The 11,849-nt window shown below is 60.9% G+C and carries 9 protein-coding genes and 1 pseudogene; 8 read left to right on the top strand and 2 right to left on the bottom strand.

Going from position 1 to position 11,849, the window contains the following annotated elements; all coding sequences use genetic code 11:
- Window positions 1–534: 534 nt before the first annotated feature.
- From CKO40_RS20645 to CKO40_RS20630, 4 genes and pseudogenes are all read left to right on the top strand, one after another.
- A complete protein-coding gene (locus CKO40_RS20645; protein WP_200348340.1) occupies window positions 535–1,611 on the top strand; it encodes a glycosyltransferase in 1,077 nt (358 codons plus the stop codon).
- 21 nt (window positions 1,612–1,632) lie between these two features.
- Window positions 1,633–3,597 carry an asparagine synthase (glutamine-hydrolyzing) gene (asnB, locus tag CKO40_RS20640; RefSeq protein ID WP_200348339.1) on the top strand — a complete coding sequence of 655 codons (1,965 nt, stop codon included), beginning with the start codon at window positions 1,633–1,635 and terminating at the stop codon, window positions 3,595–3,597.
- Between the two features lie 28 nt (window positions 3,598–3,625).
- Window positions 3,626–4,747: a glycosyltransferase family 4 protein gene (locus CKO40_RS20635; protein ID WP_200348338.1), complete on the top strand. Its 1,122-nt coding sequence runs from the start codon at window positions 3,626–3,628 to the stop codon at window positions 4,745–4,747.
- A gap of 1,022 nt (window positions 4,748–5,769) precedes the next feature.
- Window positions 5,770–6,564 (top strand): annotated as a pseudogene (locus tag CKO40_RS20630) (Rpn family recombination-promoting nuclease/putative transposase); the annotation flags it as partial.
- A gap of 509 nt (window positions 6,565–7,073) precedes the next feature.
- Here the strand turns inward: CKO40_RS20630 and CKO40_RS20625 are convergent.
- Window positions 7,074–7,250 carry a helix-turn-helix domain-containing protein gene (locus tag CKO40_RS20625; RefSeq protein WP_200348337.1) on the bottom strand — a complete coding sequence of 59 codons (177 nt, stop codon included), beginning with the start codon at window positions 7,248–7,250 and terminating at the stop codon, window positions 7,074–7,076.
- A gap of 185 nt (window positions 7,251–7,435) precedes the next feature.
- The gene (locus tag CKO40_RS20620; protein ID WP_200348336.1) at window positions 7,436–9,628 is read right to left on the bottom strand and encodes a dockerin type I repeat-containing protein; all 2,193 of its coding nucleotides are present in this window, start codon (window positions 9,626–9,628) and stop codon (window positions 7,436–7,438) included.
- A 430-nt stretch (window positions 9,629–10,058) separates the two neighbouring features.
- Here CKO40_RS20620 and CKO40_RS20615 point away from each other — a divergent pair, with 430 nt between their 5' ends.
- The 4 genes from CKO40_RS20615 to CKO40_RS20600 all read left to right on the top strand — a co-directional run.
- A complete protein-coding gene (locus CKO40_RS20615; protein WP_200348335.1) occupies window positions 10,059–10,466 on the top strand; it encodes a hypothetical protein in 408 nt (135 codons plus the stop codon).
- Between the two features lie 139 nt (window positions 10,467–10,605).
- Entirely contained in the window at window positions 10,606–10,917 is a 312-nt protein-coding gene (locus CKO40_RS20610) for a PIN domain-containing protein (RefSeq protein ID WP_242477218.1), read from the top strand.
- Window positions 10,918–11,005: 88 nt separating this feature from the next.
- Window positions 11,006–11,437, top strand: coding sequence for a hypothetical protein (locus tag CKO40_RS24610; protein ID WP_242477217.1), 432 nt, complete (start codon window positions 11,006–11,008; stop codon window positions 11,435–11,437).
- The coding region (locus CKO40_RS20600; RefSeq protein WP_200348334.1) for an Rpn family recombination-promoting nuclease/putative transposase at window positions 11,437–11,849 on the top strand (413 nt) is incomplete at its 3' end. The genes CKO40_RS24610 and CKO40_RS20600, both read left to right, overlap by 1 nt.

Below are 11,849 nucleotides of genomic sequence, written 5' to 3'. Positions count from 1 at the left end.
TGATCGCTCAACGGCACGTGCCAAAGCGCCAACGTCGCTCCGTCGGCACGGCTTACCCGATGAGTGTTGGGGGTACCGAAGGCAGCGCCGTCCCGTCGCATCGCGTGGCCCCTCCGAGCCTCGTCGAAGAATTCATCGCCACGAAATGCCGTGCTCGCCTCAAAATCGCTCTTGCCCAGACACAGCAAGGCGATATAACTGGCCAAAATGTCACGATGCTGAATCGCAGCCGGGCGGACGTCCGAGACTGCGGTTGCTGCATCAGCCAAGTCGGTATGATGATGCAGCGCCCGACCAATGCGCCCAAGCCCTGCGTGGGAGGTCAGATCAGCGGCCGATTGCTCAAGTATGAATTGGCGCGTGGGTCACCCAATGGGTGATGTGGCACTAATGTCTATTTTAACGCCACACCCTGTTCCGCGGCATTTTCCGCCATTGCTTATTCATTTAGTTCACGGACTCGGGTAGTCTCACTATTTCTTAATGATAAAACAACTGCATGTCATTTCTGGGCTCGGCACCGGAGGGTCCGAGATGGCGCTGTATCGACTGCTTAGTAGCGGGTTAGGCCATCGCGATCAAGTGTACGTCGTTTCATTGCTGGATGCTGGGTCTATTGGGCCGTTAATTACTGGGCTTGGTATTCATGTTGTCCCGCTAAACATTGGTTCTATCTTCAGGCTGCCACTCGCAATATTGCAACTCTTGCAGGTTCTGCGCTCCTTTAGACCTGATCTGATTCAGGGTTGGATGTATCATGGCAATCTCATTGCCAGCTTGGCGGCTGCTCTTGCACCGGGGGCTCCGGCGCTTGTCTTCAATATTCGCCAGTGCCTTTATGACATCAAGGCGGAAAAGTCCACTACGCGATATGTAATCCGCTGTAACCGCTGGCTATCATCCAGAGTCGGCGTCGTCGTTTACAATAGCACACTGGCTCGTCAGCAGCATGAGGCTTTTGGCTTCTCTTGCACGCACGGAGAGGTCATACCCAACGGATTCGACGTCGCCGTTTTTCGCCCCAATACCGTTCGTCGCCGCTTAGCGCGCGCTGGCTTGGATGCCGCTACTGACGAGCTTGTCATTGGGCATGTGGGGCGCCTTCACCCCATTAAGGGTCATGCCTCCTTTCTCCGGGCGGCAGTATCTGTGCTGGAACAACGGCAGGATGTCCGTTTCGCTCTGCTCGGGCGTGACGTTTTTCCCGATCATCCCTTACTGGAAGGGATTATTCCGCGGGGCCTGATGAGATACTTCGTATTTCTTGGTGAACGTCTCGACGTAGGCGACTGGATGCAGGGTATGGACATCTTTTGCCAAAGCAGCCAGGCCGAGGCATTCCCTAATGTGCTTGGGGAAGCGATGGCTTCTGGTTTGCCCTGTGTCGCAACGGCTGTAGGGGATGCTCCGTCTATTGTCGGCGAAACCGGAATTCTTGTTCCGCCACAGGACCCGCGCGCGCTTGCACGCGGTCTATTGACGATGTTAGACAAATCTTCGAGTGATCGCCTCGCCCTAGGCCGTGCAGCACGAGCACGCGTGGCACGTTGCTTTTCGTTGTCGAACGCGGTGGCACGCTATCGCGATCTTTATACACGCCTTGTCCGCTAGAGCTTGAGATAAGGACTGCACATGTGTGGCATCACCGGTTACTGGGGCGGAAGTCGATCCGATGCTGCTGTTGCGCAGCAAATGGCGGCGGCGATTCAGACTCGCGGACCCGATGATGCTGGGGTCTGGTGTGACTCGCATGCCGGGCTGGCACTTGCTCATCAACGGCTTGCCGTGCTCGATCTCTCTCCAGCGGGCCACCAGCCGATGGTGTCGCCGTGCGGTCGTTACGTGCTTTGCTACAATGGCGAGATCTATAATCATCTCGATTTGCGCCAAGAGCTGGCGGCTGCCAACGGCGGCTTTGCGTGGCGCGGCCATTCGGATACTGAGACCTTGCTTGCGGCACTGCGCCATTGGGGGCTCGAAGGCGCACTTGCACGCTTGAACGGCATGTTTGCATTCGCGCTCTGGGACAGCAGGGAGCGGCTGCTGTATCTGTCACGCGACCGAATGGGCGAGAAGCCGCTGTACTATGGGCGCAGCGGCGGGGCATTTGTTTTCGGCTCGACACTGAATGCGCTGCGGGCACACCCCCTCTGGGCGGGTAGGATAGACCGAAATGCCTTGGCGCTTTACCTTCGATATAATTATGTGCCCACCCCCTGGAGCATTTATCGCGGCATCGCCAAGCTGCCGCCGGCACACTATGTGGTTATCCGCGAAGGGGGCCGCGCCATCGGCGCGCCCCAGTGCTATTGGGGTCTTGCCGCTGTCGCGGAAGCCGGCGCGGCTGAGGCCGGAGCTGGAGCCGGAGCGGGCGCGGCCGAGCTCTCGGATGAATTGGATGTTCTGCTGACGGATGCCGTGCAACGACGCATGGCGTCGGACGTGCCGCTGGGTGCCTTTCTGTCCGGCGGGTACGATTCAACCATGGTGACCGCGCTGATGCAGGCCCAGAGCCAGCGACCGGTGCGCACCTTCTCCATCGGCTTTCATGAGGCGGCCTACGATGAATCGCGGCACGCCAAGAAGGTGGCCGCGCATCTCGGCACCGAGCATACCGAGCTCTACGTCAGCCCGGAGCAGGCGATGGCGGTGGTGCCCAAGCTGCCGCTCATCTACGACGAGCCATTCGCCGATTCGTCCCAGATTCCGACCTTTCTCGTCAGCCAGCTTGCCCGGCGTCATGTCACGGTCGCGCTCTCGGGCGATGGAGGCGATGAGTTGTTCTGCGGCTATAACCGCTATGTACTGGGCTACCAAGTTTGGCGGTTTCTGCAACTGCTTCCAAACCCGCTGCGCCGCGTCATCGCGGCGACACTCCGGCGTGCGCCTGGGCATGGGTTGGATTCCTTGCAGCGACGCTTGCCTCCGCGTCTGCGAGTCCCGCAACTCGCGGACCGGTTGCCGAAGTTGGCGGACGTGCTCGCCCATCGGGATGGACAGTCGTTTTATCGAAGTCTTGTTTCTCACGCCAAACAACCCGACCGGATTGTGATTGGCGCGCGCGAGCCCGAGAGTGCTCTTGCTTCCGCCGGCAGCTTTCCCCGGTTGCCCGGCCCGCGCGAGCGGATGATGTTCATGGATTTGATGACGTATCTGCCCGATGACATCCTCACGAAGGTGGACCGGGCCAGCATGGCGGTGGGCCTCGAGGCGCGCGTTCCGCTGTTGGATCATCGCGTGGTTGAGTTCGCCTGGCGCGTGCCCATCCGCTACAAGTTCCGCGAGGGCCAGGGGAAATGGCTGCTGCGACAGGTGCTCGACAGGTACGTACCGCGCCCGTTGATGAATCGCCCCAAGACGGGATTCGCAGTGCCGATCGAACATTGGCTGCGCGGTCCCTTGCGCGATTGGGCGGAAGACCTCCTGAACGACACTCGGTTGCTCAACGATGGGTTCCTTGACCCGCGACCCATTCGCGAGATGTGGCGGGAGCACCAGTCCGGCGCACGCAGCTGGCATTTTCATCTTTGGGATGTGCTGATGTTCCAGGCATGGCTCCGGGAAACCGGTCATCCCGCACCGATCAACACGCAATGATGGGCGGGGCGCGCAAGGGATCATGGCCATGACACGTTTGCTGTTCGTTGTCTCCGAGGACTGGTTTTTCGTGTCTCATCGCTTGCATCTGGCGCAAGCCGCCATCCAGGAGGGGTTTCAGGTCGCAGTTCTCACCCGGATTTCCAACCAGCTGGCGAGAATTGAACAGGCCGGCGTGACCGTGTTCGACTGGCGATTGGAGCGAGGCTCGCGCAACCCGTTGTCGGAACTCAGCGCCCTGTTTGGGCTGCTCAGGGCGATGCGCGCTTTTCGCCCGGACGTGATTCATGCGGTCGCGATGCAGCCGGTACTCTATGCAACGGCAGGAGGCTGGTTAACTGGGGTCAATCGCCGGGTGCTGGCGTTGAGTGGCCTTGGTTTTGTGTTTTCTTCTTCAAGGCTTCGCGCACGGCTGCTGCGTCGGCCCTTGAGCGCGGCCTTGAGGCTGGCGTTGAACGGGAAGCACACCCGCGTGATTTTGCAAAATCCAGACGATTGTCGCACGCTGATCGATGCGGGCGTCGCGCGCCCTGAATCCGTGCGCTTGGTTCGCGGCTCCGGAGTGGACACCTCCGTTTTCGTCCCGGCCATAAAGCGGCGCGCGACGCCTTTGATTATCCTGCCCGCCCGCCTGTTGTGGGACAAGGGCGTCGGCGAGTTTGTCACCTGTGCCCGAGCGATCAAGGCAGCTGGGGTTCAGGCCCGTTTCGCGTTGGTGGGTGATCCAGACCCGCATAATCCCGAGTCGGTGCCGTTGGCTCAGCTCCATCAATGGGTGGCAGAAGGTGCTGTCGAGTGGTGGGGGCGCCGCGCGGATATGCCTGCTGTGCTGGCACAGGCCGATCTCGTTTGTCTGCCCTCTTACCGCGAGGGGCTGCCGCTGGCGCTGCTGGAGGCCGCCAGCTGTGGTCTTCCCATCGTGACTTTCGATGTACCGGGATGTCGCGAGGCCGTCGAGCACGGCAAGAACGGGTTTCTCGTGCCCTTCGGCGACCAGGGAATGCTGAATGACGCCGTTGCGCGCCTGCTTGCCGATGAAGCACTGCGGCGCCAGTTCGGCGCCGCTGGCCGAGAGAAGGCCGAGCGGGAATTCACGCGCGAGCGCATCGCGAAAGAGACCTTGGCGGTCTGGAACGAGGCGCTCGCCTGAGCCTTCCACGGCCTCCGTGCCCATTCAAAGCCAACACCCGCCCGTCGGGTTCAGGCATTGGAATACCACTTGGCTAGGATCGGGAGCTGACGCAGCCACTGCACACCTTCGGGCGTCGCGGCAAAGGCCGCCAGCGCTACCGGTTCGATGCTCGGCTTCGCCGCGCTCCAGTCACAGCATCGGAACCGCGCACGCCGAGTGCCCGGACACCGGCTAAGGCGGTTTCTGTCAAAGCTCATACCGCCTTGCTGGTCTTTTCGCTCGCCTTCTTCGTCGCGCCGCCGGTCACATAGCCCGGCTATGCTCCCGGCGACGCTCCTCGAAGGCAAACGACAATCCTGCGCCATTCGGTACGAGCTTTTCCGGCAATCGCCTAAAAGGAACGATTTGGCCTTGGCCAGGAACTGATCCCAGTGCGTCGCCATACTGAAGAGGGAAGTGCGTTTTCGCATGACCGCCTCTGGTTCGGGTGGTGGTAGACTTCGTGTGCGCAGCCCGGCGCACACGAGTCAATCGAGCAATGCGAGGAAGTCATGAGCAGATCAAGCCCATCGGCACCGACCTTTAGATCATTCGCGCGGCGCCAGCACCGCGGCGCACGTCTCTCAGCCGTGCATGGGGCGCCTGCGTTGATCGTTGGCGGCCTGCTTGCGCTCATCACTGCAGCGCCGTCTTTCGCCGAAGGAGGGCATGGCGGCGGCGGGCCGCATCAGGGTGGGCCGCAGAATGCTGCATCGACAGACTGCAAGGGCCCTGATTGCTCTGACCAAAACAGGTCCCGGCCGGCCGGCGGCGGGAAGCCGGGCGCAAGCAGTGGCGGCAACCAGTCCCGTGGTCCCGCAACCGACAGTACCGGCGGCAACGAAGGATCGTTCGCCGACTTCGAGCGCTGATCCAGCACTTCGAGCGCTGGACCAGGGGGAGGGGCGCGCTTCGAGCTACTGCGCCACGATGTCTGGTTGCCGCTTTATTGTCCCGACTGATGTGATCCGGACACCAAGAAGCCGCCAGATACTGGAAATAGGCGGCTCCTCCGCCTGGATTCGACACTGACGCTGGAGCCAGCGAACGCCGTGGCGCGCGTTATCGAGATGCAGGTGCGCCGCTCCGGTCACTGGCACCAACGGGCGTTGTACTATTTGGCGCGCATGCTCAGCCAGCAGCTCGCCCAGGGCGAGGGCTACAGCGAGCTGCGCTCAGCGGTTGGCATTCACCTGTTGGACTTCGACCTCTTCACTGCCACCGCCGAGCAGCGCGAACAGGCGCACTGGCGCTTTGAGATGCGCGATCAGGGCCAGCCTGCGGTGGGGCTTGGGAACCTGCTGCAGCTCAACCTGATCGAACTGAAGAAGGCCGATCGGCGCCGGCCGGCGCAAGATGCCCGTGCCGACTGGATCACCTTCTTCGAGCACTGGCGAGAGGAGACCACGATGGCCGCGATTGAGCATCCCCCGATCCGCGAAGCGATGAGCCAGATCCGCGCGCTCAGCGCCGACGAAGAAGCCCGCCGCCTCGCCTTCGTGCGCGAGCGCGCCCTGCACGATGAGGCCACCTTACTGAAGGAGGCGCGCGAGGAAGGCCTGCAGCAGGGCTTAGAACAGGGGTTAGAACAGGGCCTAGAGCGGGGGTTAGAACAGGGGTTAGAACAGGGATTAGAACAGGGCCTAGAGCGGGGGCTGGAGCAGGGCCGCCGCGAGACCGCCCGCGCATTGCTGGCGCAGACCAGGCTGGACGATGCGACCATCGCCGCGATCACCCAGCTGCCGGCGGCGGAGGTTGCCGCCATGCGCCAGCACCCGCCGCGCTCGGAGAATTAAATCAAAGGGGTCGGTAATCAAAGGGGTCAGGTGCGAATCAATTTTCCTGCCTTCCTCGACCGGCTTCACGTCCCCGAAGTTGCCGGTTTCGATCCGGGCGATCGCGGTGCGGACCTTCGCCGCCGCGAGGGCGTCGAGGTCGACGAACCAGTCCGCGAACGGGCAGGCTCCTTCTGCGGTGTCGTACTGGACAACTTCGACCATATGTAATGATCGCTTATATGTTACCAGTCAGCAAGGTTTTATCGAGCAGGCTTTTCTTCTTTTCCCGCTGTCCGCTTCCCGTCCAGGGCCTCGTCAAATCCCGGTCCGCTCGACCTCATCGAGCGACACCGTCGCTGCGCCGGTCATAGAGACGCGTGGTCTTCGGGTCCGCATGCGCGGCCATCTGCTGGGCATGCTTGAGCTTGGCCTCCGGGTTCTCGAGGCAGGCCGTAATGCCGGTGCCTCGGAAGGTGTGATTGCGCAGCCCCGATGCTTTCCATGCGGCTTAACGAGCCAATTTTGGCTTAAAAGGCCACCTTGACAGTGTGGCCGAACACGCGCGCATCGTCTTCGAGGGTCGAAAGCTTCGGGGAATTATTAGAATTCAGGCTTTCAAGCCGGGAAATATTGCTTTTCTTGGTGCCCAGCATTTCAGCCATCTGCTCTTGTGTCACCCCGGCAGCCTGACGCATGGCGATCATTTGCCTTTTGATTTAAAAGGTCGGGGCCAGAGCGTCATATTCCGCAATGAATCCACCGAGGTCGTCGCTGTCCAAGCTAGAGATGGTGATGTCGACGTCGAATAGATCGCGGAGTACAAACAGACATCAGGGCAGGAGCGGCGCCGGCCGCCACCAATAGCAGTGGCCGGCGCCTCAAGGGCGAGCTACCTTCTCAGTTGGAGGATCAGTAGCCGTGCATCACGAATCGAGATGACGCCGTCACCATCGAGATCGCAAGCCGGACAGCTACTCGCGGGCTGACGTAGATAGCCACGCATCACCGCCATGTCGTCCTCATTCAAGACCCCGTCGCCATTCGCATCCCCAAGGACGCTGCTTGCCAGTGCCAAACGGTCAAACTCCACCACTGGGCCCAGCGGATCGCGCGTGTCGAAGGCATAGCTGTGTACGTAGCCGGTACCGGTGTCCAAAATGGAGAACACCGTGACATTATTACTGCTCACGAAGGGCAACTCAGGCTGCCCTTCGTAATCCATCATCGGGTTCGCGAGTGTCGGGTAGATTGGCGCCCGACCATGGGGATCATTGGCACGCGGGTAGTTGTCGGGATTCCAACGAGGATTCTCGGAATCCAGGTCATTCCAGAAATTTCTCGCCCAGGAGGCCCGAAATGCATCGCGCCACAACGTGCCGTCAGGCTGCTCCCAGTAAGCGCCGAAGCTGTTGCCGATATTCGAGGTCTCTAGGTAGTTGAGCGTTCCGACCTTTGATCGCGTCCATAGGTGCGAATGGCCGTTGTGAACTAGGTTCACCCCGTTCTCCAACAGCAGAGGTTCGATCGCGTTGAGCCAAATGTCCTGGTCGATGGGATACTCATAACGCACTTCTGTGACGGCGCCGATTAATGGCAACACCTCATCACGGAAGACCTGGCGGCGTTCATTCCCAGCGGGGGGCAACGCGACCTCCCGGGTCAGTTCATTACCCTCGGCGTCGACGTAGTCCAGGTGCAGGACCGGGTCGGTCAACACGGGTACGCTGTTATCGCCGACGCCGAAGACACCTTGGTGCGCCATGATCACACGGTACTTTGCCTCTTGGGCGGCCGGGCTTTCTAGTGTGTCTCGCAGCCAGGCGTACTGCACTGACTCCTCGTCAAAGCGTTCAAAGAGAAACTCACCGAACCCCCACTCGTCGGGATTATTGGCCTCGGCGGCCATCTCGATAAACTTACTGCGACTATTCGCGCCAACGGACCAGGTCCGCCAGATGCGGGAAACGTTCATGGAGATCAGAAAGACATCACCAAAGCGCGCAGAGTAGAAGGACTCGCCTTCTGGACCATCGTCGGGGTGGGTAAACAGTTGCCGATAGACATCGAAGTCGTAAGAATGATCCCTAATCCATTGCTCGCGCACCGCCGGGTCACCGCTGGGATTGACCTCATCGGCGAATTCCGCGTAGCGCATCTCGGCATACCAGCGCGGCTGCGGATCGTTGTACATGGAGTTGATATCGGCTCGGCGGACACTGTTCCCGACCTGGATGTCAGCATTGGGTCGATAGCGCCCGGAGACTTCATGGTTGCCGATAGACGCAAACAGTGTGGCGTACTGGAGGATACGTCCACCCTTATAAGGGAATTCCGGGAAGAGCTGCTGGAAGCGACCTTGCAAAGCTGGAAAGAACGCGGGCCGCGCCGACGGATAAGCCGGCTGTCCTTCTGTGCCGGGATTATCCAGCCAGGCCGGATCAAAGCGGTCGAACCATTCCGACGCGCGTCGCGGGTGATCCACCAAGTCGGCACTGAAGAAGACGGCATCCACCGGACCGACGGTTTCTTCAACCTTCTGAAAATTGGCCGGCGACATCAAGCGGTTCTGTTGGTCCGAGGTTAATAGGATGCGCACCGGCGTCCCTTGGCTCGGCGTGGGTTGTAAGCTGAAGGCTTCACTGATCAGAACCTCGCCATCATTGGCGACGCTTCGCACTTGGTAAGGCGTCCGGACATCGGCCGGTAGCCCCTCGACCACGGCCTCATGTCGATAGACCGGGCGACTCACCACCTCGTCGAAACTCTGCCCTAACATGCGGGAGCTACCGTCTTCGAGCATGCGCTCCATCTTCACGGTACTAGCCACCTCTCGGCGCTCCAGTTCCTCGCCGAAGAGGACCTCGTGCTGCTGACCAGGGAAGTTGGTCAGCCAGATGACATGGATGCTGTCGGGGCCCGGATTCTGTAAGAACGGATCGGTGAGTAGGCGTGGTGGCCCGGCTTCGATCTCGCGCAGCGGTTCCTGGGCAGCGGCAAGTTCTGCCGTCACCAGAGTGAACAATAGGATGGTCAGCCACGGGAAGAAGACCCGGTAGCGGTGTCTGTGACGAGAAGGAGTCATGATGAAACCTCAGAATCTGATGAAACGTCAGAATCGTGTTCGGCTGGCAGGACGGTTTGGCGGCCACCTATACCTCTGTCACTCTGAACGCGATCAATTGACGCGTTCAGTGAGGATATCCCGCGTTGGGTAATCGCACGGCAAACCGCCTTAGATGCTAAAAAGCGAAAATTACAGAGCCGAGAAGTTTTGGTGAAGCTTTGATTATTCTGTTGATACGGGAGCATCCAGGAGGCCTGCCGGTGGATGTCAGTTCAGTCGCAAGCCAAAATGGAACTCACAGCAAGAGTGTCGCCGTGCTCGTGATACTCGATCTTCGGACGAAACCGGGGACAACCAAAACCGGAACCAAAACCGGGGACAGACCACAATTTCTCGGAAAGACCGGAACCAGACCACGGGTTCTCCGAAAGAGCGGGGACAGGGCATGGTGTCTCCCCAACCCGAAGAGATCGGCGCCAAGGTCAAGAAGACCAGCGAGCGGCTCAACGCCCACTTGCTGCAACAGGCGCGCGGCAGCAACGACCTGCAATACCTCGCCAGCCCCGTCACCGGCGGTGGCGTGCAGGTCAACCGCTTCCAGCAGCTGTTCCTGCTCGCCCAGCGCCAAGGCCACAAACAGCCCGCCGACTGGACTGCCGCCACCCGGCAGCTGCGGCAAAGCCAAGGCCAACGCTTGCTCAAAGAGGGCAAGCCCAACGAATCGGCGGAGGAGAATCTGGCCGAACTTACCCAGCAGGCCGAGACCTTCGCCAGCAGCAGCTGCCGATTTTGCGGGCGTTGGGGTGGTGTAGCGCTGAATAGGACAGCACGTTCCGCCCGCGCTGCATCATCATGAGCCGCTTACTGCAAACCGCCCGCGCCAAAGCCGCCTAGGCCGACTTCCCGACCCTTCTCAGCCTCTGCCAGCAGCTGCGCACCGATCCCGCATCACCCTGGAGCAGCTGCTCGAGTCGATATTTACACCGACGTCAGCGATGAAGGAGGTCGCCACGGTCAAACGCCGGCAGGAGCAAATGCTGTTGGCCGATATCCTGCTCTCTCCTGTCGTCCTGGGCGAGCTTGAGTTCGGGGTCGAAAAGAGCGCTTATCGGGAGAAGAACGCGGCCCGTCTCGCTGAGTTAGTGGAGACGTTGGAACTGGTGCCCGTCGATGACCGGGTTAGCCGGCGCTATGGTGAAATTCGCGCCCATCTCGAGCGCTGCGGCACCCCCATCGGCGCGAATGACCTCTGGATTGCTGCGCAAGGCTCTGCGTTAGGCGTGATTGTGGTCACGCAATTCCGGTGACAGTTTACTGAATTCCGAGACGAAGAACGTCAAAGTAGGTTAAAGTTTTGCCACGTCTTTTATGACGCGGCGAGACAGTGACGGAGCGATGGCAAGACTGCCGAGAGTCGTGGTGCCGGGACTGCCGCTCCCTGTGACGCAGCGTGGTCATCGGCGGCAGCAGACGTTGTTGGGTGATGACGACGGTGCGGCGTCTCGTCTTTTGCTATCGCGCTCCTGTCGGGTCTGCGACACGCAGGTGCTGGCCTACTGCGTCATACCCAATCATGTGCATCTGATTCTGGTGCCGGCGACGGAGGACCAAAGCCACGCCAACGCGATCCTGACACGCGGGATCTGTTCGACACTGACGCTGGAGCCAGCGAACGCCGTGGCGCGCGTTTCCGGTCACGCGGCCCCCCCGACGCTCGATCGGCGCAACATGCTGTTGAGCGCCGCGCGCATCCAGCAGGCCGAGACACCTTTGCCCAGGAGCTGCGGGCGATCCTCGCGGCGTTGGGGCTGCTGTCGGATGCACTGATGCCTGAGAACGCCGCCGAGCTGCTCGACCCCAAGAACGACTACGTGTTCAAGCGCCTGTTCGGCGAGCACCCGGCGCTGCTGGCCAGCCTGATCAACGACCTGCGCCCCGAGGAGCCGGCGCTGCTGGCCGTCGACGTCCTCAACCCTGGGATTAACGCCGCGGAACTGCGCGGCAAATACATCATCCTCGACCTGCTCGCGCGCGACGAGCGCGGGCACGACTACAACATCGAGATGCAGGTGCGCCGCTCCGGTCACTGGCACCAACGGGCGTTGTACTATCTGGCGCGCATGCTCAGCCAGCAGCTCGCCCAGGGCGAGGGCTACAGCGAGCTGCGCTCAGCGGTTGGCATTCACCTGTTGGACTTCGACCTCTTCACTGCCACCGCCGAGCAGCGCGAACAGGCGCA

The sequence above is a fragment of the Halochromatium glycolicum genome, from assembly GCF_016584085.1.
In the GTDB taxonomy this organism is placed as follows: domain Bacteria; phylum Pseudomonadota; class Gammaproteobacteria; order Chromatiales; family Chromatiaceae; genus Lamprobacter; species Lamprobacter glycolicus.
Note: the sequence above shows the minus strand (reverse complement) of the source record. Positions and strands in the feature narration are given on the sequence as shown.

Coding starts and splice junctions, on each gene's coding strand:
- CKO40_RS20610 (WP_242477218.1), top strand. CDS start 10,606: ATGAAGGAGGTCGCCACGGTCAAACGCCGGCAGGAGCAAATGCTGTTG.
- CKO40_RS24610 (WP_242477217.1), top strand. CDS start 11,006: ATGGCAAGACTGCCGAGAGTCGTGGTGCCGGGACTGCCGCTCCCTGTG.
- asnB (WP_200348339.1), top strand. CDS start 1,633: ATGTGTGGCATCACCGGTTACTGGGGCGGAAGTCGATCCGATGCTGCT.
- CKO40_RS20635 (WP_200348338.1), top strand. CDS start 3,626: ATGACACGTTTGCTGTTCGTTGTCTCCGAGGACTGGTTTTTCGTGTCT.
- CKO40_RS20620 (WP_200348336.1), bottom strand. CDS start 9,628: ATGACTCCTTCTCGTCACAGACACCGCTACCGGGTCTTCTTCCCGTGG.
- CKO40_RS20645 (WP_200348340.1), top strand. CDS start 535: ATGGCGCTGTATCGACTGCTTAGTAGCGGGTTAGGCCATCGCGATCAA.
- CKO40_RS20625 (WP_200348337.1), bottom strand. CDS start 7,250: ATGATCGCCATGCGTCAGGCTGCCGGGGTGACACAAGAGCAGATGGCT.